This is a genomic window from Nitrospira sp. CMX1, assembly GCF_054902215.1.
This window is the reverse complement of sequence record NZ_JBUBKD010000045.1, coordinates 204,403-227,331: the sequence shown is the minus strand read 5'-3', so window position 1 is coordinate 227,331 and position 22,929 is coordinate 204,403. Positions and strand designations below refer to the sequence as shown.

General features: G+C 55.0%; 17 protein-coding genes. 10 read left to right on the top strand and 7 right to left on the bottom strand.

Annotated features, from left to right (window positions below; genetic code table 11):
* Positions 1-16: 16 nt before the first annotated feature.
* Positions 17-520, bottom strand: coding sequence for a universal stress protein (locus tag ACYX34_RS12450; RefSeq protein ID WP_462076884.1), 504 nt, complete (start codon positions 518-520; stop codon positions 17-19).
* A gap of 439 nt (positions 521-959) precedes the next feature.
* Here ACYX34_RS12450 and ACYX34_RS12445 point away from each other — a divergent pair, with 439 nt between their 5' ends.
* The 8 genes from ACYX34_RS12445 (at position 960) to ACYX34_RS12410 (ending at position 8,066) form a co-directional block, all read left to right on the top strand.
* The gene (locus ACYX34_RS12445) at positions 960-1,823 is read left to right on the top strand and encodes a universal stress protein (RefSeq protein WP_462076883.1); all 864 of its coding nucleotides are present in this window, start codon (positions 960-962) and stop codon (positions 1,821-1,823) included.
* Positions 1,805-2,008, top strand: a complete 204-nt coding sequence (locus ACYX34_RS12440; RefSeq protein WP_462076882.1) for an FmdB family zinc ribbon protein — start codon at positions 1,805-1,807, stop codon at positions 2,006-2,008. Before ACYX34_RS12445 ends, ACYX34_RS12440 begins: the two co-directional genes overlap by 19 nt.
* Before the next feature lie 184 nt (positions 2,009-2,192).
* Positions 2,193-2,567: a c-type cytochrome gene (locus tag ACYX34_RS12435; RefSeq protein ID WP_462076881.1), complete on the top strand. Its 375-nt coding sequence runs from the start codon at positions 2,193-2,195 to the stop codon at positions 2,565-2,567.
* Between the two features lie 181 nt (positions 2,568-2,748).
* Positions 2,749-3,330, top strand: coding sequence for an isochorismatase family protein (locus ACYX34_RS12430; protein ID WP_462076880.1), 582 nt, complete (start codon positions 2,749-2,751; stop codon positions 3,328-3,330).
* Positions 3,327-4,679, top strand: a complete 1,353-nt coding sequence (locus ACYX34_RS12425; protein WP_462076908.1) for a nicotinate phosphoribosyltransferase — start codon at positions 3,327-3,329, stop codon at positions 4,677-4,679. The genes ACYX34_RS12430 and ACYX34_RS12425 overlap by 4 nt, the downstream gene beginning before the upstream one ends.
* Positions 4,679-6,106 carry a pentapeptide repeat-containing protein gene (locus ACYX34_RS12420; protein ID WP_462076879.1) on the top strand — a complete coding sequence of 476 codons (1,428 nt, stop codon included), beginning with the start codon at positions 4,679-4,681 and terminating at the stop codon, positions 6,104-6,106. Before ACYX34_RS12425 ends, ACYX34_RS12420 begins: the two co-directional genes overlap by 1 nt.
* The gene (locus ACYX34_RS12415; RefSeq protein WP_462076878.1) at positions 6,103-6,753 is read left to right on the top strand and encodes a dienelactone hydrolase family protein; all 651 of its coding nucleotides are present in this window, start codon (positions 6,103-6,105) and stop codon (positions 6,751-6,753) included. Before ACYX34_RS12420 ends, ACYX34_RS12415 begins: the two co-directional genes overlap by 4 nt.
* Positions 6,754-6,929: 176 nt before the next feature.
* On the top strand, positions 6,930-8,066 hold the full coding sequence (locus tag ACYX34_RS12410) for a Fic family protein (protein WP_462076877.1): 1,137 nt from the start codon (positions 6,930-6,932) through the stop codon (positions 8,064-8,066).
* Positions 8,067-8,629: 563 nt separating this feature from the next.
* On the opposite strand, the gene ACYX34_RS12405 is transcribed toward ACYX34_RS12410, so the two are convergent.
* The 4 genes from ACYX34_RS12405 to ACYX34_RS12390 all read right to left on the bottom strand — a co-directional run bounded on the left by ACYX34_RS12405 (position 8,630) and on the right by ACYX34_RS12390 (position 15,786).
* Positions 8,630-9,841 (bottom strand): hypothetical protein, encoded by a 1,212-nt coding sequence (locus tag ACYX34_RS12405; protein ID WP_462076876.1) that lies wholly within the window; start codon positions 9,839-9,841, stop codon positions 8,630-8,632.
* Between the two features lie 272 nt (positions 9,842-10,113).
* Positions 10,114-13,725, bottom strand: coding sequence for a DEAD/DEAH box helicase (locus ACYX34_RS12400; RefSeq protein WP_462076875.1), 3,612 nt, complete (start codon positions 13,723-13,725; stop codon positions 10,114-10,116).
* Between the two features lie 300 nt (positions 13,726-14,025).
* Positions 14,026-14,583 (bottom strand): adenylyl-sulfate kinase, encoded by a 558-nt coding sequence (locus tag ACYX34_RS12395; RefSeq protein ID WP_462076874.1) that lies wholly within the window; start codon positions 14,581-14,583, stop codon positions 14,026-14,028.
* A gap of 114 nt (positions 14,584-14,697) precedes the next feature.
* Positions 14,698-15,786, bottom strand: coding sequence for a phosphotransferase family protein (locus ACYX34_RS12390; protein WP_462076873.1), 1,089 nt, complete (start codon positions 15,784-15,786; stop codon positions 14,698-14,700).
* A gap of 272 nt (positions 15,787-16,058) precedes the next feature.
* On the opposite strand from ACYX34_RS12390, the gene ACYX34_RS12385 reads away from it, so the two are divergent.
* Together ACYX34_RS12385 and ACYX34_RS12380 are read left to right on the top strand one after the other, a co-directional pair.
* A complete protein-coding gene (locus ACYX34_RS12385) occupies positions 16,059-16,613 on the top strand; it encodes a cold shock domain-containing protein (protein ID WP_462076872.1) in 555 nt (184 codons plus the stop codon).
* A 1-nt stretch (position 16,614) separates the two neighbouring features.
* A complete protein-coding gene (locus ACYX34_RS12380; protein ID WP_462076871.1) occupies positions 16,615-19,038 on the top strand; it encodes a Lon protease family protein in 2,424 nt (807 codons plus the stop codon).
* A gap of 3 nt (positions 19,039-19,041) precedes the next feature.
* On the opposite strand, the gene ACYX34_RS12375 is transcribed toward ACYX34_RS12380, so the two are convergent.
* Positions 19,042-20,322, bottom strand: a complete 1,281-nt coding sequence (locus ACYX34_RS12375; protein ID WP_462076870.1) for a vanadium-dependent haloperoxidase — start codon at positions 20,320-20,322, stop codon at positions 19,042-19,044.
* Positions 20,323-22,342: 2,020 nt separating this feature from the next.
* On the bottom strand, positions 22,343-22,765 hold the full coding sequence (locus ACYX34_RS12370) for a hypothetical protein (RefSeq protein ID WP_462076869.1): 423 nt from the start codon (positions 22,763-22,765) through the stop codon (positions 22,343-22,345).
* Positions 22,766-22,929 lie beyond the last annotated feature (164 nt).

The following is a 22,929-nucleotide window of genomic DNA, read 5'->3' as shown; positions in this document are numbered from 1 at the left end:
GTCCTCCCTCCGATCATCATCGTGACGACCTCCGTTGCGAGACGGAGGTCGGAAGCGGCACTGTCAATACAGGGCAACCCGCCGTGCGAACGACCTTTTCCGCCGTACTGCCGAAGAATATCTTATCCACACTCCCGACCCTTCCGCCGTAGCAGCCGATCACGACCAGATCAATATTCCCTATCCGCGCGGCTTTCGCGATTTCAGCGAACGGCACACCCTCCACGATCAGTCGTGTAATCTTCACGTCTGCGGCGACCTTGGACTCCAACAACTGCCTGACCTTTAATCGAGCATGATGGCGTAACCGGCGGCGCTGTGGAGCGGCATCTGATGGAACCGCCAACAGCCCCAAGCGATGGAATGCGGCAAGCGTGCTCGTATCGATTACGTGCAGCACGAGTACCGTCGCTCCACACAGCCGCGCGACCTGACACGCCACTCGAAAGGCTTCGTCTGAACAGGGGGAGAAATCCACCGGAACCAAGATGGCCTTGAAGAGATCCGTATCTTGCCCCATACACCATCCTCCCTACCGGAGCTTGAGCAAGGGTGATGCCGCCGGTGAAAACTGATGGTTACTCGCTGATGGCGTGAAGACGCTACGGATTTGTTGTTTTCGCCCATGCCATGGGCACCGACTAATCATGTTATCTCCGCAAGCCGTAGCTCTCTGCCACAGTAGTCATTCACTCCCTGTAGCAGAAGGCGCCACGATCGGTGAGGGATAAAGAATGAGGCGTGCATGATAAGGGGTTGCGCAGTCCGAACAATACTTTTCACCTCCTACATTTCACTTCTCACTGCCATCAATGGCATTGGACTTGCTGGAGACTTATCAGCAAGGGAGAGAAGCATGACACGTACACAGTGGCTCTTGCTTGGAGCGATAGGCGTAGGTCTGGCGGTTGTGATGTATTTTATTTTCTTCTGTCCTGCGGATTGCCAGTGAGGTGTGTATGAAACTGTTGCTCGCTGTCGACGGCTCCGACCATTCGTATGAAGCGGTCCGATCCCTCAAGTGCCTGGCTCGCGCCGAGGAACTGCATCTCGTCCATGTACTCGACGTCCCAAGTCCGGCCTATCCCATGATGATGCCGGAAGTGGCACAGGAGCTATACGAGACGGTGGAGCGGAACATGCGCGATGACGGGACTCGTCTGTTGGATCGCACCGTGTCCTTGCTCCCCCTGGATGCTGGACCGGTCACGAAACATTTGGTCGTCGGATCTCCGGCGGAGCAAATCGTGGCCTTGGCTGAACAACTCAAGGTGGGCCTGATTCTATTGGGTACTCGAGGCCTTGGACCGATCAAGGAACGGCTCATCGGAAGCGTCTCTCATCGAGTCCTGACGTTCGCACCTGGCGCGAAGCTGATTCTTCCCGGTCCCTTGAAAAAGCTCCATCATGTTTTACTGCCGTTACAAGGAACCTATGACGCAGATCATGCCCTCTCTTTGCTTCAACAGAAACCATTTCGCGAGCTGCCCACGGTGACCCTCTTCACCGTCCTTCCCCATACCAGGCCCCCCTGGCCGGTGGATGCGGTTTCGGCTGAGCATATGGAAACCCATTCCCTCCGCAAAGCAAAGGACTTTCTCGACGAGACGGCGGCCAAACTCCGCCTCTCAGGCTATCAAACCCGAGTGATAACGACGTTGGGCACCCCAGTGGATGGAATTCTTCAGGAGGCCAAGGCCTTAAATCCTGACCTGATTCTCATGGGGTCCCGAGGCCGCCGCGGCATCACCCGTATGGTACTCGGTAGTGTGTCCCACGCACTCTTACACCAGGGCACCTATCCATGGATGATTTTCAGCTGACCGTCGAAAGGGTTTACATCATGCCGATGTATGACTATAAGTGTCTCGATTGCGGGAAGGAATCGTTGATCGTGGTAACATTGAAAGAACACGCAGCCGGGGGAATCGTCTGTCCGGCCTGTGGGAGCAAGAACCTGCAGCAACTGTTTAGCCCGTTCATTGCTCACACAACAAAGAAGAGCTAGCAGCATGGTGAAAAAGTCCGCCAACGACGTTCTCGCATCGTTCAGGCCCTCAACGTACCCCAGAGGGTACGCTTCGGCCTTCTCTCGCTGCGGCCTTGCCCGTGGAACGGCGCGTCTTGGCGCGCCGGGGTCGGGCGGGTGAGAACGGTGGCCTTTTTGAACACGCTGCAGGGATAGATGAATCATGCAATCGCAACACACAGAGAATCGATTCTTCATCGTGGGACTGTGGACCCTCCTCATCCTGACTGGCCTGGTGCCATCCTCCTTGTACGCTCAAGACTATCCACCCGACCGTGAGCGTGGGAAAGCCGTGTACGAGCACCACTGTCAGAACTGTCATGGCCCAACTGGGCGAGGCGACGGACCAGGCGCCGTTGTTTTGAACGTCCCACCGGCCAATTTTCAGCGGTTCCAGTCATTTTTGAAATCCGATGAAGAGTTACTGCGAACGATCGAACACGGCGTCGTCTTCAGCCCGATGCATTCGTGGCGAGGCCAGCTCACCGATGGAGAGATGCAGGACGTCGTGGCGTACATCCGTGTGTTGTCGCAATAGGAGCTGTGCTCATCCCCAGTACGAGTAGCGGAACCGTTTCGAGTGTCACGTTGCTGATTTCGCAAGTCCTCTCTCGAGTTATAGAGAGACTGATACCAGAAACGTGAAACACGAAACGCGTAACTCTTGATGGACGGACGAAACACGACGAACCTCTGCTCGATGGAATCGTACGGCAGCAATGGAGAAGCTGGCCCTCCATGACGCGCTCCTCATTGTGGACATCCAGAACGATTTTCTCCCGGGCGGGGCGCTCGGCATCAGCCATGGGGACAAGATTATTCCGGTCCTTACAAGCTATATTCGCCGCTTTGATGCCTACGGTTTTCCTATTTTTCTGAGTCGCGATTGGCACCCACCCAACCATTGCTCATTCCTGTCGCAGGGTGGACCATGGCCGACCCATTGTGTTGCCGGCTCACCCGGTGCTCTTCCACCGTCGTCCTTCACGACGCCGCCATCGGCTGTCATCATTTACAAAGCCATTGATCACGACCAAGAAGCGTGCTCCGCATTCCAACACACTGCTCTGAATCGGCATCTCCGAGCCCTCAACGTGCAGCGCCTCTTCATCGGTGGATTAGCAACCGACTACTGCGTGCTGCATTCGGTCAAAGACGCTCGAATGCTCGGGTATGACGTCTGTTTATTGATGGACGGCATCAAGGCGGTCAACCTTGATACCGAGGACGGTCGGCGGACCGAGGAAGAAATGATTCGCTTGGGAGCCCTGCCTGTACGATGGAAAATGCTCGAAACATGAACCCCTCGACCAGCGCCCTGCTGACCGACCTGTATGAGCTCACCATGGCTCAAGTCTACCTGGAACAGCAGATGGACCAACCAGCCGTCTTCGAGTTCTTTGTCCGCAGGCTGCCGCCCCATCGGAATTTCTTGGTCGTCGCCGGTCTCGAACAGGTGTTGGACTACCTCTCTGGATTGAGAGTCTCGCAGGAAGAATTGGCTTGGCTGGAACAATCGGAGCGGTTCAGTTCTGGGCTCCTACACTATCTCGAGGCTCTGCGGTTCACCGGAGACATAGAGGCGATACCCGAAGGAACGATTGTCTTTCCTCACGAGCCGATCCTCAGAGTCGTCGCGCCGCTTCCACAAGCGCAGCTCGTCGAAAGCCGGGTAATGAACCTGTTGAACTTTCAAACGATGGTGGCCTCAAAAGCAGCACGTTCGGTGCTGGTCGCAGCAGGAAAGCCACTCATCGATTTTGGGCTACGCCGTGCGCATGGCGCGGAGGCCGCTCTTCTCGCCGCGCGAGCGAGTTACCTGGCCGGTTTCGCCGGAACTGCAACCGTCCTAGCCGGCATGCACTATGGGATCCCTCTCTACGGCACCATGGCCCATTCGTTCGTCCAGGCCCATCAGGATGAAACCCTGGCCTTCGAACACTTTGCAACAATTCAACCGGATAATGTCATTCTCCTGATCGATACCTATAATACGGAAGCCGCAGCGGAGAAGGTCGTAGCCTTAGCCCAACGCCTTCACGCGAGAGGCATCACGCTGAAAGGTGTACGCCTCGATAGCGGCGACCTGGCCGACCACGCTCGAAATGTTCGGCAGATCCTCGACGGAGGCGGATTGTCTCGGGTCAAAATCCTTGCGAGCGGTAACCTGGATGAATATCGATTGAGAGATCTGGTGCGAACGGGAACACCCATCGATCGTTTCGCCGTCGGTACCGCCATGACCACCTCTTCCGATGCACCCTCGTTGGACTGTGCCTACAAGCTCCAAGCATATGCAGGCCGTCCTTGTCGCAAGCGATCGGAGGGCAAAGCCACCTGGCCCGGCCGCAAGCAAGTCTATCGGTCTTATACCGATGGCGGATACCTGGACCATGACATCATCACGACCGACGACGATCAACAATCCGGCCAACCGCTGCTCCACCCCGTCATGAAAGAAGGCCGCCGACTTGCAGCATCGCCGTCGCTCGTCGAAGTACGACGCCACGCCGCCCTGCAACTCGGGCGGCTTCCGGAATCTCTGCGGATCCTTGAGCTCTCACCTGCCTACGACGTTCGAATCTCTGAGACTTTGCAGAGCTTAGCCCAAATAGTTGACCGCGTCTCTACCAGCAAAGGAGTCATGTGATGAAATGTCTTTCTCGTTCAATCGTCATCGGAGGAATGACCCTTCTTATTAGTTTGACCGCGACATGGGTCTTGGCAGCTGGTCCCTCCGCTTCCGATCCGACACTACTCACTATTCTTCCCTGTAAAAGCCCCTACAAGAAGAAGCCCGTCCCGGCAAAAACGTTGCAAGAACTCGTCCGCTCGCATGAGCGATGGATAGAGTATCGGAGGAACCCCGATGCCAAGCGCCTGGAGCTCTGTCAGGCTGATCTCAGTCGTGCGGCACTTGCTGGGACGAATCTCGAACGTGCTGATCTGGAAGGTGCCGTCCTACGTCAAGCGAATCTGTCTCAGATCACCCTGACTCAGGCCAGTCTGGCTGGGACTGACCTCACCAAAGCCATCCTCAAAGACAGTAACCTCTCCGGAGCCGATCTCCGTCGTGCCCGACTCACGGGCGCCAATCTCTCTCGTGCCGTGGGTGACGAAGCCGCTCTGTTCGACGCCGTCCTCATCGGCGCCAAATTAAATGAGGCGGCCTTTGAACGAGCCCAGTTTGAGGGTGCCGACCTCGGCTCTGCCGATATGACCGACGGCAACTTCACCGAAGCATATTTTTACGGGGCAACACTGAAAAGTGCGGTCCTCGTGAATGCTGATCTGACAAGCGCTGACCTGCGTCGCACGGTCCTCTCCAACGCAAACCTTCATCGCGCGAACCTTCAGGGTGCGCTGCTTGATCGGGCACAACTGGAACAGGTCAAACTCATCGAAGCAGACTTGGAAAGCGCCTATCTGGACGAAGCGAATTTGCGCGGGGCGAATCTGAAAGCCGCCATCCTTCGCGGCACAGACTTACGGTACGCGAACCTACAGGACGCCATCCTGCCGGAGGCTGATTTGGAAGGAGCCAATCTCGAAGAGGCCACTCTCGTCAAGGCGGATCTGAACTCAGCGAAGCTGAGAATGGCCATTCTCTATCATGCCACCCTCGATGAAGCAAATTTTCTGGACACCACCCTCACCCGTGCAGTCCTGATCGGAGCCAAGGGATGGCACACCAACTTTATGAACGGCGACCTCAGCGAAATCTACGCACCGAAATCCTCGTTCCGGCAAGGTCAATTCAACCGAGCCAATCTGGAGTCGGCCAATTTCGTCGGCGCAGATCTTCGCGAGGCCAATTTTAGCCACTCCAACTTGACCCAAGCCAATCTGCAAGACACGAATCTGCAAGATGCCACTTTCGTTTCTGTCAATTTGACGGGTGCCCGGTTGGATTCAGCCGACCTGCGTCGCGCAAACTTTAAAGGCGCCACACTCTCGTCCGTCATCGGTCTCACACAGACACAACTCAATACCGCCTGCGTCGACGACCAGACCAAATTGCCCCCTGGGCTCAACCGTCCCGCCCCCTGCAGTGCTCTTAAGAAAGAGGTACGATGACCGCACAGCATGAGCACGGCATGAGGATCAAAGAAGGGAGGACCACCCTCGAGGGTATCCTCGGCCTCCCGCCTGGCCCACGTGGCCTTGTGATCTTTGCACATGGAAGCGGCAGCGGGCGATTGAGCCCTCGCAACAACTTCGTCGCCCGCCACCTCCAACAAGACGGCTTTGCCACGTTGCTACTGGACCTCTTGACCGAAGAAGAAGCGGATGACCCGCGCAAGGTGTTCGATATCGCTCTGCTGGCTGTTCGGCTATTGCTGGCGAAAAACTGGGTGGAGACGGAGGAGCGAACGAGGAGTCTCACAATCGGCTATTTCGGTGCCAGCACCGGGGCCGGAGCAGCGCTGCAAGCTGCCGCGCGCGAGCCGGCTCACATCAAGGCTATCGTGTCACGAGGCGGACGACCGGACCTAGCGGAACCTTATCTGCCGTCGGTCACGGCTTCCACCTTATTGATCGTCGGAGGCCACGATGAGCCGGTCATCGAGATGAACCAGGCTGCGTATGATTTATTGACCTGCGAAAAGAAACTGATCATCGTTCCCGGCGCGACACATTTGTTTGAAGAACCGGGCACGTTAGAACAGGTGGCGGAGCATGCAGGGAAATGGTTCCAACAATACCTCTTCCAACTCCAGTAACCGACCTGCATCTCAAAAATCATTCCCTCTGCAGAAGCTGATTAGTCAATGATAGTCAACTCTTCTACGGCCCCTCTGAGTATTTGACATACGCCAATCTGTATCTCAATTTGAGGCCATGCATTTGACATAACAATCAACTTAAGTCAAATTGGCGGGCAACACCAGAGGAATCCATGAATATCAATGAGTTCAAGGCAGGAAAGTACGAAGAACAGTATGAGTACCAGAGTTTTTTGCCTACGCCGATCAACCAAGAATGGATCGTTTCTGATTCCAAGACCCTTACGCTTCTGGAAGAAACGAATCGGCTTCTTGGAGAGCTGAACGCATTCTCTCAGCTCATTCCTGATGTCGACTTCTTCATTCGCATGCATATCACTAAGGAGGCTACAACCTCCAGCCGCATCGAAGGCACGCAAACCAACATTGAAGAGGCGTTGGTAGGTAAGCTCGATGTTGATCCGGAAAAACGCGATGACTGGCAAGAGGTACACAATTATATCGAGGCCATCAATTTCGCTATCAAACAGTTGAGTCATATTCCTTTATCTAACAGACTCTTGCGTGAGACGCACGCAGTGTTGCTACGCGGAGTGCGAGGTAAACACAAGCAACCAGGAGGATTTCGCACGAGCCAAAACTGGATCGGTGTCAGCCTCAAGCATGCCACGTTTATTCCGCCTCATCATCAGCATGTGCCGAACCTAATGAGCGATCTGGAAAAATTCATACACAACGACCAAATCTATATTCCACACCTGCTCAAGATTGCGCTCATACATTATCAATTTGAGACAATCCACCCGTTCCTAGATGGCAACGGTCGGTTAGGCCGCTTGCTGATCGTACTGTACTTGGTCAGCTTTGGCCTGCTGCATAAGCCAGCTCTGTATCTCTCCGATTTCTTCGAGCGGCACAAGGGGGAGTATTATGATCAGTTGATGGCCGTCCGTACCACCCACAAGCTAGAGGAATGGTTACGGTTCTTCTTGCTCGGCATGCGCGAAACCACCGGAATGTCCATCCAAGTATTCAAGGACATTCTCGCACTGAAGGAACGTATTGAGCGCGAGTATCTCCCCACATTCCATGTCCGCCGACAAGCCAACGCACAAGCCCTCATGCGATCACTCTACCGAAACCCGGTGACCACCATTAAAATGGTGACCGACCTCATTCAAGCCCAAACCAACACCGCCGCTGCGCTCACAGACGACTTCGTCAGGCTTGAGATACTGAAAGAGTTGACGGGGCAGAGACGTAATCGGCTTTTCATCTTTGAAGACTACGTACGATTGTTCAAACGATAGCCGGTGCGACGCACCTTTTTGAAGAACAGGGCACGTTGTAACAGGTGGCTAAACTTGCAGGCAAATGGCTTGGACGGCATCTGAAGCTCGCTGAATAGCTGGAAGGCTGAGAAGCTTCTGGTCTGGAAAAGGATAATTCTTCAGGCGGATGCACGTTCCCATTCTCTGGCACGGGCAGTGAAGGCGTCCTTGTATTTGGGTCAATCATGCAGCGTCGCTGAATCAAAATCAGCGCCGTTCGGCCACACCAGGGTTTTTATCTCCATATCAATGACTGCTCGGTTGAACAGATCGAGACTGAGCAGAGGACCAAAAGCTCACCGGCTAATATGGGCTTCAGATCAAAATTTGTTCCGTATTATCGGAAAATTGCACTCGCAGCGTGTAAGGCTCAACAACTTCAGGGGTTCGCGCTTGATAAATCGGATGGCTCATGCGGACTTTAGGCAAACATGGTTGGAACGAACGATTTAAGTTCTTGCAATACGCTTGAGTGCAGAAACCTACATGCTGCTGATGCCGCACGTGGTCCGAAATGGGAGCAATAGTCCTCGAATTACGACTCATCCGCCCGACATCTCCCAGAGGCACATTCGAATGATTCGAATCTGGTCCTTCGCAGGATCGATATCGAATTTCTCGTGATACTCTAGATACTCCGAACAGGATTCGAGATTGCCTGATTTACCATGAAGGAGTCGATTTCTCATATCCAAGAGAAGGCCTGTGCGGATACGGACTCGATCAATCTCCTCGGCATGCCTTTCCACACCCGCCAAAATGCTCTTTCTCATTGAATCCTTTTTGCCAAAAAGAGCATCGAGAGCAATGGCATTGTGCAGAAAACCCATCCTACCGATAGGTAGCCATCCGGCAGCAATGTACTCCAATGCGACTTGAATCTTTTGGTTAGCCGCTTGATTCACGAGAAGGCCGGCTATCATTTTCAGCATCGGAAGGTTTACAGCGATTGCGCCCAATCCCTCCGGTAGTTGAGGCGGGCGATACCAGATTGTGCATTTCCCATCCTGCCGAATTGCCACATGCCCTTGGGGCAATCTAGACTGCGTGTGGGTGAAGAAACGTGACATAGGGAAGTCCATCGCCATAGAGAGCGCCCCTAAAAAAGCCTGTTTCACGCTTTCAGCTCGGGCATGGCTTCCCTCAAAAACTCCTAACCAGGCATCAGTGGACCGCACAGGCCATGAAGGGTGTTTCCCATCAAACGGAGGATATTGGTTGCCCAGCAAACTTATCTGGAATCTGTCGAATCGACTAAGGGCCGTATCCAAGTCCGAAGCTCCTGGAACAAGAAATAGTCGGCCTGAAACGATCTCGTCAGAAAGCTGTACTTCTGGGAGAGGCAGGAGATAGGCCATTTTTTGTCTGGAATTATTCAAGCAGGTGTGAAGTTGAAACGACATTATTTCTATGGCGCCATCATTGGCGAGATCGAGCAATGATTGATCTTCCCCAAGAGCAGAGAATACTTTTTCAGGCCCCAATACGGAAATGCTGTTCCTAGCAAAGTCGGTTAAGAGGCGTGACACTGTTTCTACGGATTGTTCGTCAAAGATAGGGGAATGTTGTCGAATCACGTCAATGGCCGTCTGTTGAAGTGACCTCCGTTTGATGAACAGTGTAAACACGGCGCTTCCGGACAGACCATAGTTGCCTGACTCATGCCACAGGAACTGAATGGTGTCGTCTTTTTCGGATCCAGCCAGTCGAAAAGACGCCAGAAGGCTTTTAGTGATCAGGCTTGTTGAATCCATGGCCTTGTAGCTGATTGAGGTATTACCGGATGAGTAGGTGGCTCATCAAATAAGCTCCCTTGCGCGCAGGAGAAAGGCAGACAGAGTAAATGCGAGCACAAGCTACTTTGACTGGTCGTATTAATCCTCACGTCAGGATTGATCGATGTCTCGTAGGTATCTTGTGTGCCCAGCACCACCGTCGAGCCTCTTTAAACGTGGGGCACTGTTCTGCAGATTGATACAGAGACAGTCGCCAGCTCTCTGAGCCAGAAGGGCGACAATCCACAAGATCAGGCACCTGGCGAAAGCAGGAAGTCGATATCGGCCTTCGTCAGTACACCCTGCCCTGAGCCTCGCACCGCGCCGGCCATGACTGCGTCGTACAACTCGAGCTTCCGTTGCTTCAGAGCCATCATTTTCTCTTCGATGCTGTGTCGCATGAGAATCCGCACGATCGTGACGGTCTGCTGCTGCCCGATGCGATGCGCACGATCCGAGGCCTGACGCTCCACCGCCGGATTCCACCAGGGATCTAGATGAAACACATAACTGGCGCGGGTCAGATTCAGTCCTTGCCCTCCCGCTTTCAGGCTCAAGAGAAAGACATCGGGCTGGTCACCGGTTTGAAAGGCCTTCACGCGGGCTTTGCGTGCAGCCGATGCGGTGGATCCGTCCAATCGGTGATACGGCAATCCATGCTGGATGCATGCTTCCTGCACCAGATCTAAAAAGCTGGTGAACTGAGAAAATACCAAGGCACTGTGCCCTTCCTCCCGTAATACGTTTAATCGTTCCATGAGAAAGCCGAGCTTGGGGGAGCGCTCCTCCGGTTGTTTCGTGAGGAGTCGTGGCGAAAGACAGACCTGCCGAAGCTTGAGGATGGCTGTGAGGGCAATGAACTGCGCCTGTCCGGACGTCTTGCTGCGATAAGCCTCGTCGATCGTTGAGCGGACTTGTTCGACCGTCTGTTGATAGAGCGCCTTTTGGCGATCGGTCAACTCCAGAAACACCTCATGCTCAATTTTCGGAGGTAAGTCCTGAAGAATCTCGGCCTTAGTCCGCCGCAGAACAAAGGGCCTCGTCCGGCGCAACACCCGATCAAGCGCAGGACCCGAGAGGCGTTTCACGTCCGTCTTGAATCGATCGCTTTCGCCCAAGAGCCCAGGCACGCAGAGGTCGATCACGGAAAAATACTCGCCGAGATGATTTTCCAGCGGGGTACCGGTCAGCGCGATCTTGAAACGTCCCTTGAGTCGTCGGACTGCGCCCGTCGTGTCTGCTTGAATGTTCTTCACCGCCTGGGCCTCATCGAAGACGATCACGTGGAACGTCGTCTGCTCCAAGGCATCGATGTCCCGGCGGGCCAGCCCATAGGTCGTGAGCACAATCTCACCGTCTCCGGCCTCGAACGTCCGCTCGCTCCCGCTATACACATGAACCTTGAACTCCGGCGCGAACCGGGCCAACTCTTGCTCCCAATTGAAGAGCAGGCTCGTCGGCACCACGACCAGGTGAGGGCCCTTCACCCCGCGCGCTGCCTCAAGGCATCCTTCTCTGATGGCCGCCAACAGACAGATGGTTTGGATGGTCTTGCCCAGACCCATATCGTCGGCCAAACAGGCGCCGAATCGATGGGCATAGAGAAACGCCAACCAGGCATAGCCGTCATGCTGGTAGGGGCGTAACATCGCGTGAAGTCCATTCGGTAACGGCGGCTTGTCGATCCGCACAAATCCCAGCAAGCCCGCCAGCACAGCCTCATCTTCAGCCGGCAGCGACACGTGGATCCCTTGTTCACGAAGCGCGAGCCAATCAAGGATCTGCAACCGGGGCACCCGTACAACCTGCGTCGAATCCCGATTCGCCTGGGCGTCTCCGGTCAGGTCGAAGATCGCTCGTAGCCGTTCCATGCTTGGGCCGTCCAGGACCCGTAGCCCGCCCTCACTCTCGATGAGGCCGCCCCGCTGCAAGACGGTCCTCCACTCATACTCATCAATGACCATCCCATCACAACGGATCTCCGGCCGGATCTCGAACCAGTCGATTCCGGTCTCCTGTCGATCCTGATGCCCAACGTGGACGGAACAGTCCCACCGAACGGACTTGAGTGGTTTGTTCTCGTACAGGAGCGTGATTCCCGCTGTCGTCAGCTTTTCCAGAAGGGCCGGCAATCGTGGAAACAGCACTCGCAAGTCAATCACCATTGCGGCGTACGAGGACATGCCGCGAAATACTTCCGGGCCGAAGATTTCAAAGAGAACCTGATACAGTGAACCTTCCCGAAACTTGTCGATCGCCTGCAAACCCCACCACCCTGCTTCGATCTGCAACCGCACATCCAGTCTGGCATACACAGCCAAGTGCTGTTTCAGCCATCGGGCGGCCTCTAAGCGAACACTCCGTACCCAATCAGTCTGATCCAACGCCGCCTTGATGCGACCGTCTCGTTCTTTCGCCTCACCGACGCTCAATAAGGCGAAGAACAACTCGTAGAGGACCGCCTTCCGTTTCTGTGTGCGCAACGGCCCAGATACCGCACGCCCCTGCTCCAACGCGTGAATGAAGGAAAAGGTCGACGCGCTTGGAGAACCCCACGCCTCACCCTGCCGACATTGGACCTGAAGCATCCATGCAGTCGTTGATACACCGGACTCGTCGGGGAGCGGCCTGAGGGTCACGCTGTAGACCCGCTCCTCGTCTCCGGATCCACCAGCGGACGAGCGAACCGGCATCTCGTGCCCATCGACAGACAACAATAATAGATCGCGGAGGGTGTTGTCGGCCTGCTTACGGATCAGATCGATCTGAGCGGATTGAAACTCCTCTCGTGAAACGGTGAATTCCAGCGCATGGTGCAGGCCCTGCCATCGCCGATGGTTCTCACTCTCCGGTAAGGTGACCGCACAGAAGGCTTCTTCCAGTCCGCTACGATCAGAAGGGAAATCGAACCGTCGGAAGCCATGACGCAGTGTCTGAAAAGAAGCCCAACCACCTTCATCCTCCAACAGGAGCAAGCGCCGACCGTTCACGTCAACCACGAAGCTACGAAAACGAACAATCCGATCGAGCACCGTACCGTCCGCAAGACAGACCGCGCGAATCCTCACCGCATCACCGGAAAGCGCTATCTCTGTCTTGCTTCGGCACACGACCATCGGAGCCCATTGAAGGACGAGTGAGTCCCGGCCGACTTTGAGCACGAGGGGGAACTGGCGCTTGACCAAGCCAAGGTAGCGCAACAAGGGATCATCCCCGTAGGTCGATGAAAACCAGGACGGATGAAGCAGCGGTCGCAGCTCAGGTGGTAAGGCAGGAGCCCACCCTGCAGACAGTCTCACCCCATTACGGCAGACAGAGAGCTGCGGATAGGGCTGGTTTGCGTCGATCACGATTTCATAGCCCGACTCCCGGGTGTTGCCCTTGCTCACACTCGTCTGAATGGGCTCTCCGAGCAACTCGGTTCGGAGTGTGGCCAGATGGGCTTGTTCCCGATCGGACAATTGGAACGTCTCGGGCACCAGGAGATGTTTGGTGGTGAAACAGGCGCACAGGACATGCTTGCACGGACACTCGAACTCCCAGGCTGGACAGTCGCAAAATGCCGAGAGATACCCGTCATCCAGAGAGAACACGACTTCGTACAAGATGGTGCCCTGCACCTGGGCCGTGAGAGTCGCGCCATCCTTGTTCCAGACATAGTGCTGAAGTCGCTGCTGCCGATAGTAATCATACCCTCGAACCACCGATGTTTTCGGGGCCATCGTATACACGTCATTGGCGGCAAGGGCACGAAATGCTGCAAGCAGCGCCGCTGCGGCAGGTGCTTGAGCGATGGAGCTCACCGTGGCTTCATAAGGCGGGCTATTCGTTTTTCTAAAACGAGACACAGGCTTCTTTCGCATGGGGCGCCACTATAACGGGCGGAAAAGATCCCCATCAAGTCACGAGCCTCCATCATGCATGACGGTTTGTCATGAAAACCGCTGAACCGAGCACCTCGTGAAGCGTCCGAATTCAGAAACGAGCTACGCCTCACCATCCGACAGGCTCACAGCCCTGAGTTTTATCGAAGGGCGAACGACGAACGACGAGCGACGGATATTGTCGCAGCGCCATGTCAGGAGTTGTCGTAGAAGCGTTCATGAACAATGTGGGCTCTTCCTACCCTGCCTAGGTTCGCACCATGGTATGGAGAACGGAGATCATGGGAACTGTGGTGTGTGAGCCGAATCCTCCGTGAACATCCCTTTCACAGCTTCCAACACGGCTCTCGCTGCATCGATTGCCGAGAGTTGCGTCGTATCGATCCTCACTTCCGGGTGAGTCGGCGATTCATAGGAATCTTGTAGCCCCGGAACGGTCGACGATTCGCCACGCTGACCTCGCAAATAGGTCCCCTTGTAATCACGCTGCATCGCGAGTCCCAAGGGGCATTCTACTGCGACCTCGATAAACGCAGGGATGAGGCCTCGAGCGAAGTCCCGGTACGCACGCTTGTTCGCCGTGGCATCGAAGATGACGGTGACACCATGCGCAACCAACCTCGCACCCATGAAGGCCAAGGCGCGGTAGAAGAGATCCCGTTCGGCCTGCGAATAGGTCGGTGTCGGCGTAAGAATGCGTCTGACTGCATCGGACTCGAGGACTTCGACGGACAACGTCAACTGCTCAAGCTGAGGCCGAAGCGCGGCTGTAATGGTGCTCTTGCCCGACGCGGGCAGACCCGTAAGCCAGATAGCAAAAGCTTGCGATCGATTCATAAATATTGCTTGGCTCACAGCAAACAGCTGTCAGCGTTCGGCGTCTGCGAGGGGCAAGTCCTCGCAGAACTCCTTCTTTCAACTGTACGCTGAAAGCCGATCGGTGTGTGCACATCACACACCGCAATACGCATTCACCCGCCCTGGATCGAAGCGCGGCACGTCGAGTACGTTTTCAATGAAACGAAAGAGACGACGCCGAGTGTCGATCGATAGATTGGGATACCAGAGCGGACTGGCCACGACCAAGCCGCGAAAGGCAAAGAACGGTGCGGCCGTTTCCGTCACTTCCTTGTCGCCGCTCGCTTCGATATAGGTCTCCCAAAACAAACGGAAAAGGACCTCGAACGGCCCCTCCAGCTTTCCACGACTGATCAGTGAGTTGAGTAGATAATTGATCGTCATCGCGGTGATGTCGTCAGCCGGCTCGCCCCATTCTCCTCGTGACCGATCCAACACCGCGAAATCCATCCCGCTACGGAACAGCACATTATACGGATGGAAGTCCCCGTGAACCTGTGCAAGTCGATGGGCCTTGTCACGGAGACGCCACCGCCACCGGTTGCAGGCTTCCTCTACCGTTCGCAACAGATCGCCGGTGATAAAACCGAAACGTTTGGGATAGCTGTCGGTCAATCCCATGATGCATTCGCCATGGCCGATCAATTCACGCAGCCGACGCCTGTAGAGATCCGTGTCTCGGCGTTTCTTGGCATGGATCTGTGCCAGGTAACTCGCCAGCGTGACCGTACGTTGTCGATCCAGCTTACGGAGCGCCCCGCCTTTCGCCAATCGCTCAAGATCCGCATGATAACTTGCGCCGTCAGTCCATTCGTTCAGCACGAAGAATTCCTGAGCCTCGGCAAGAGAAAAGAGCGCCTGTTTGTCATCGAACGCACCCACATCCAGCGCCTTCACATGGCGTGGAAGCCGCCCGTAGGAATCATAGTCCCACAGCATCGCCTGAGCACGATCAGCCATATGCTCATGCCCAAACGGACCGGGCTTCATCGTTTCAAGCACGACGGATTGAACCCGACGTCCGACTTGGAACGTCACTTTAACCGGCGTGCCGTACCCATACCGCTTCTGGGCTCCCTTGGAACTCTCCTTACCGATAACGCCATAAGACAGTAGCTCGACGTCTGGGCCAAAACGATTCCGCAGATACTGCACCAGCGATTGTTTGCTCAATGTTGGCATACCGCAAGACCTCGCAAGTCATGTTCCAGAACCACACTGCAACATACCTGATTGAAGGACGGGCGGAGAGCGAGAATTGTCGCATTGAGCGCCACCTGTCAGAGCGGTACTGTAGACAAATACCCCATATCAGAATCGGCTGTAATAACTCGGATCATGAAACATCCACCCGTTGCGACTGACCGATACCCTTGAGCCCTTGTCACGTCGGCATATCGTTTGCGACCGCTGATTCTCAAGAGGACGTGAACTACTCCGATGTGGAGGCTCTCATGGAGCTGGAAATTCATAGCCGCAATGTCGCCATGACCCCTCGCTGGAAGACCGAGATTGAATCCCGCATGAAAGACCTCCGGCACGGGCATGATGATGTGATTCATAGTCGAGTCACCTTGATCAAGAATCGGCACCACAAGAAACTTGTGAACGTGGCGGAAGCGCTCATTGTAGTCACGCTGTCCGGGCGTCATACCCTGACGGCTCGCAAGGAAGACAAGACCTTCGAGGAAGCCATCAGGTCCGCATTTCATGCCATTGATATCGAACTCTGCAAATATCGGGGGAAACGTGCTCAGACCGAGGTACGCCTGCCTCCCATGCCGCCCCATCAGGGTGTCGTATCGAAGCTGTTCCCGAATGAGCGCTACGGCTTTATCCTCAAGGAGGGAGGCGGCGAGGTCTATTTCCACGCGAATGCCCTGCAAGGACTCACCTTTGAGCAACTGGAAGACGGGACCGACGTTGTATTCGGTCTCGAGGAGGGCGACAAAGGCCCGCACGCAACGGTTGTCGCGATCCCGCAACCGGTAGCGGTAAAGGTGTCCTAGGATGAACATCGAGAAATTTAAGATCCCCGTCTCAATGTTGGCTCCAACGATCGATCCCGGTCGGCTCGGTTTCGAGGATACGGGCGAACTCGAGCCTCTTACTGAGATCATTGGACAAGAGCGGGCCGTGGAGGCGTTGGAATTCGGGCTCAATATGAAGAGTCCTGGATTCAATCTCTACGTCTCCGGCCCTGTCGGTACAGGAAAGGCGACGGTCATTCGACAGATGGTCAAGCGTATGGCGCAAGCAGCCCCCGCTCCGTCCGACTGGTGTTACGTGAATAATTTCCAAGACTCCTCTCGACCAACCTGTCTCGCGCTGCCTGCCGGACAGGGCGCATCGTTCAAGCGAGAAATGTCCGGATTTATCGAGGGACTGCGACGCGACATCCCCTTGGCATTCGAGAGCAAGAAATATCTCGATGCCAAGGCCAAACTGCATGACGACATCGATGCCAAGAAAAAGGCGCTCTTTCATGAATTAACAGAACACAGCCGGACACAGGGATTCGGCTTTGAGGAAACCTCGGTCGGTTTCGGGATTGCACCGCTCAAAGAAGGCCGTCCCATGAGGGAGGCCGACATGGAGGCGATGACCGAGGAAGAACAGCGGGATCTGAACGAACGACGCAAGATCTTGGAAGGGGAAATCCGAGAATTCCATATCCGCATCCACGGTCTTGAGAAGGAAGCCGAGCATCAACAACGCCATCTGGACCGCCAACTGGCCACCAATGTCTTGGAAGGTCGTTACGAAACCATGCGCCGGACGTATCAAGATATGGCGGCCATCACCACATTTTTGGAACATGTTCGAGACGACATTGTGCATCACTACAAAGATTTTCTGCCGCGGGAAGGTCCTGCCATCGCCATACCCGGTTTGGAATTCAAGCGACCCGACATGTCGCGCTTCCTGGTTAATCTGATCGTGCAACATGACCCGTCGGAAGGGGCTCCTGTCATCGATGAGACCCACCCGACCTATACCAATCTCATCGGCAAGATTGAACGACGGGCACACATGGGCGTCATGTATACCGACTTCACGGAAATCCGTGCAGGAGCTGTGCTGCAAGCCAACGGCGGCTACCTGATCGTGAATGCCTTGGACATGCTGCGCCAGCCGTTTTCGTGGGATGCGCTCAAGCGGGGGATCAAGACCGGCGAGGTGAAGATCGAGGATCCGGGTGAATTCTACGGATTCTCCACGGCAGGACTGAGACCGGAACCGATCCCCGTGACGGTGAAGGTCATCATGGTTGGGCCGCCCATGCTGTACCACCTCCTGCAAGACTACGAAGAAGACTTCGGGAAGCTGTTCAAGGTGAAAGCGGATTTCGACACCGAAGTCGTTCGCAGTGAACGACAGGACCGACAATATGCCCGGTTCATTGCAAGGCTCTGTCGAGAAGAAGGACTGCCTCACTTCAGAGCGGATGCCGTCGCGGAAATCCTCCGGCAGGGACTCCGCTTCGCGGATCGCCGTGATCGACTGTCACTCCGGCTCAGTCTCATCAGCGACCTCATCCGTGAGGCAGGATATTGGGCAAGAAAAGAAGGCCATTCGTTTGTGACGCGAGCAGACGTCGATGCCGCCGTCACCCATAAACGTCATCGCTCGAACTTGGCGGAACATTGGATCCAAGATGAGATTAAAGAAGGTACGTTGATGATCAATCTCGACGGTGACGTGGTCGGTCAGGTCAACGGTCTGTCGGTCCATGAGCTTGGCGACTACGCGTTCGGCCGTCCCACTCGGATTACTGCTCGCACCTATATCGGCACCAAAGGCGTGATCGATATCCAGCGGGAAGCGGAACTGGCCGGGATGATCCACAGCAAGGGGGTCCTGACCCTGGCCGGATATCTCGCCGGCAAATTCTCCGGGTCCCATCCCTTTGCCATGAGCGCTTCTTTGACGTTTGAACAGACCTATTCTGAAGTAGAAGGTGACAGCGCCGCCGTGGCGGAGCTCATCGCCATTCTTTCCAGCCTCGCTGATCTGCCGATCCATCAGTGGCTGGCCGTCACCGGCTCCGTCAATCAATTGGGGGAAATCCAGCCGATCGGAGGCGTGAACGAAAAAATCGAAGGGTTCTTCGAATCCTGTTCACGCAAGGGATTGAGCGGCACCCAAGGCGTCATCATCCCCGCTCGCAACACCAAGCATCTAGCCCTTCGCCGCGATGTGGTGGAAGCCGTCGAATCCGGTCATTTTGCCGTGTATGCCGTGAACACGATTGAAGAGGCGTTGGAGTTACTCACCGGCATCGCTGCCGGTGAACGGGGGCTCGATGGGGCCTACCCGTCCGACAGTGTGTTCGGTCGAGCCGCGCTGCGATTAGCAGAGATGGCACAGGCTGTGGCGGAATGGGGTGAAGGGGAAGAAAAGCCGGGGGGGCATATCATCACAGAGCCGTAGTCGCTATTTGCGTGTCAGTCGATATTTTTCAATCGCCAGCTGAGCAATCCGCCTCCCCATGTCGGTTCCGACCTTGCCGGAATTCCGATAATGAACGCCGTCATAGAGACGGGCATTCGGGACTTCTTGCATGAACTCATCGATAGTTGTCCAGCTACGCGAGACTCCACCCGCCGCGTTGCTCGTGGTGGTCAACACAGGGGTTGGCTCATTCCCTATCTCCGCTTTTAATATCGTACCCACCGCTCCGGCTGTGATGCAGTGTGCGCAGGGATATTCCGGATGCATGGGAGTCTCAATGAGCGGCTCCCAAGATTCGTCTCGTTCGGTTGCCTCGTTTCGATCGATATCGCCGTTACGGATTGCCGTGACCGGACGCCAGAACCCATAGTGATATTTTGCGTCGAACACCGCGATCAACCCGTCATCCGCAGCCTGAGTGACCGCGGCAAATAAGCGCGCGTTCCGTGTAATGTCTCGTCCCGGAGCCTTTGCGACCGATCGCACGATGCCATCATAAATTGGCGGCATGACTTCTTCCCAGAAATGTGCAATGTTGGTCTGTTCAACAGTTCGCTGTCGGCTGTGCTTTCCACCCAGGGCTTTCACCTCGTTATAGTCACGCGCCCAGACTTCGCTCTCCAAGTCAGGAGGTGGCCCAGGACGAAATTGCATCGGGTTCGTCATCAACCAGGGCTTCCGATATCTCCACTGAGGAAGTTCCGGTATGACGGTAGGCACATAGGTTCCCGCGCTCGTATGTGGACGATAGGACTCCCCTGCTGCAGCTCCGTCATTCGCACGTCGCGCGAGAATGGCCGCAACCGCCTTTTCAGCGACAGCGATGCCGTTGGACTTGGCTGGTCCATCGATGATTGCAGTCAGGGCGGTCTTATAGGCATGATCGACGATTGCTTGTTGAGACGGAACAAGCTTTGCCAACATGGTACGATTCGCCGCCGCAACCGCCGCCTCCACGGAGGCCCCAGGAGCCGCCTCTAGTTTCACATCGCTGACGGGATACTGTTGTGTGATGGCATTCACGGCTTCGTACACTGCTGCTTGAACCATGGCCAGCGCTCGCGCGGCCGGCAATGGTCCCAATCCTGCCTTCACCACGATCTCTCCAGCCTTCTCGTTCCATTCGGTGACGGCATCCGCTCTCGCATCCGACAGTCCCGATGCGGTGAGAAGTAGTACGATGAGGCTGATGCGCAACATCTGTGGATAAGCGATCATCATATGCATAGTTCTTCCCTCTTGAATGATGACGTGTTTCTTCATCAAGTTTTGCTGATCACGCCGTATCGAAGCAATCGAGCAACTATCGTGCTTAGGCTATCGAATTTATCCGGCTGCCGATTCAATACGTCCGCCGTTCTTGGTAATGCCCAGGGCCACTGAATGAAGACGTGGGGAGAATATCCTCAAAGCCGTCTACCTAACTAGACAATTAGGACGAGCGACAAACGACTCACAGCGGTGGAACAGCAGCCAGGCCATTGCAGCACTTGCTCATACAGCACAGTCGTTGCATCTCACACTTTGTACATTGGCTTGAAGTTGCCTTGAACACGTGGAACTCCTCACCGGCATCGTAGCCCACAAACAAGGATTTGATGGAAGCCACCCCGTCTGAACCCCTCTCTACCGTTGCAGTACGTAACGACTAGCAGGCTGTGGGAAAACTCATTGTGACCTCTGTCGCCGTCACGGGTATTGAGGTGTGAGACGACGTTGAAGAGCCCTGCAGGATGCGCAAAGAGGCGAATCGTACTCCGAGCCGTACGGTGAACCTCTGATCGATGCGAGAACGCCGCTGGTGGTCTTTTTCCGAATCCTGCTAGAAACAATTGCAAGGATTGTCGCGAATGGGTGTTAAAGAAGAAGAGAGCCTGAACGGGCATAACATGACAGTGCCATGCGAGTCCTTGTATCGACCCATTCATTCACTTGCATCAACCTGGTCTGAGACGGGATAAGACACCCGTCTCAGACCCTTTCCTCTCCCTAGGCATTACTCGCGGAGGTGACGCTGCCCGATCCACGATCAGCAATCCACCGTGTGAGGACATGGAAGGAGGTACCATAGTCCAATTCATGGCCACGTCAGCTCCGCAGCACGAGGAGAGGCACGTTTGTTTTCGTCAGCGGCTCATCGATGCATACATTCCATAGGGAACGTCGGGGCAGACAACCGGAGTTGCCTGCCCCGGTTCGATGAGAACTCGTTACATCTTCACTACTCCGCACCAAACGCTTTGTACATGACTCCAAACAAGGCGCTTAACGCGAGCATGGATAGAATGATGATGGTCATAACAGTATACCTACCTTTCTTTTTCCTTGAACGAATCGCTCCGCGCACCATGTTGCCAAGGCACGAAGATATGATCAGAGATGACGGAGAACTTCCTAAAAGTCTTTCTTCTCCCACCTGCTTGTGAAGCCGCTCAGACGTCACGGTCATGACAGGTTCTCAACTCGGTAACAACACAGGAGACCCCGATCTTGTTCTGTTTTTCGCGCTCAAGGCTGCTATATCGAATGTGAGACGGGTAACTCTCCGCCCCTGATTTTCGTCAGTGTTATTGGTTGTCCTTCTCGTCATATTTGTACCCGCTATGACTGCTTGGCCTAGTCCCATCAGGACATACGGAAAGCAGACCATCGAAAGATCCAGCATGTTGTGCACGTGTAAAACCCTCCTTTGTTTGTTCGTATGGCATAACCAAATATAACTCCCCTTGATGAAGTGACCGTGAATGCCGCGTGAAAATCTCTTCATCTCCACGTCGAGATACACGAATGCCTACCCTTGCAGATTCAAGGAATGCAATCACACGCAATACCGTATAAGGCAATATGGTGAGTAGCTTTGAAGTCAGAAGTGGAGATGAGGTACGACTGTAAGAAATGTCTACTTGGGCAACGTTGGATTGGCGACGCCCGCCCATGCCTGAGGACGAGCAGGGTGCCTTCCTCAGACCGCTTTCTAAATCCAGACGTTGCAACTCATCGGCTGGCTACCGGCATACGTGGATCCGCTCGCTCGGCCTCGCTCAAGCCCATCCACATCAACCTTCACCTGACATGCTCAGCATGACCGCATTGTGATCGCACCAATATACTGTGAAACCTCTTGTGTGCACGACAATGCGAACCTACGAAGATCGTGCTCTAAATAAACGGTGAGTACAATGCGAATAGAGTAGCCATCCGAAGAGTTGGCGTACTTCCTTTACAGACCCAAAACGGCTGGTCTCCTGAACGTCGACCGTATACTGAGTGGTTGGTTCGCTGCTCAATGGTGCGTGAACTGATCACGCTTACAACTTTCTTCCGCCAATAGTCGCTGACCTACCGTCGCGTCGGCGGGGATGCGTGCCATGCAGGCATCAAGCGAATCGCCCTGCGTACCGGCAGATGCACGGTTGGCACTCTTCGCGACGGCGATCCCGACCACACCTTGGTGAAGCTTTTCATTATCTTGACAACTTTGTTCGGCAACCATCCTCGTCCCTTCACTGGAATCGCTCGCAATTCGTGCCAGGCACAATTTCACGAACTCCGAAGGCCCAACAGGCGCCGCCTCCTGAGGAGCCGACGATATCAAAGACCCCCTTGCTGTTGGTTCCACGACAGCCTGTTCCGACGCACAGCCGCCCATGACCAACAGACAAACGACTCCGCAAAACAAAGTTACTTCCAGCATCCTGTTTATCATTAGCATTCCTCCCTTCATAACTTGAGACTCTCGACAAGCCCTGTATAGCGAAGTCCCTTGCTTGGAGCAAGCGATATTCTGGCCCTATGGCGACACCTGTTGCCCTGGCTTCTGTGTGGGCCGGTTTCCGTGAGCCCTCTAAACAAACCTGAGAGAAGGTGCGA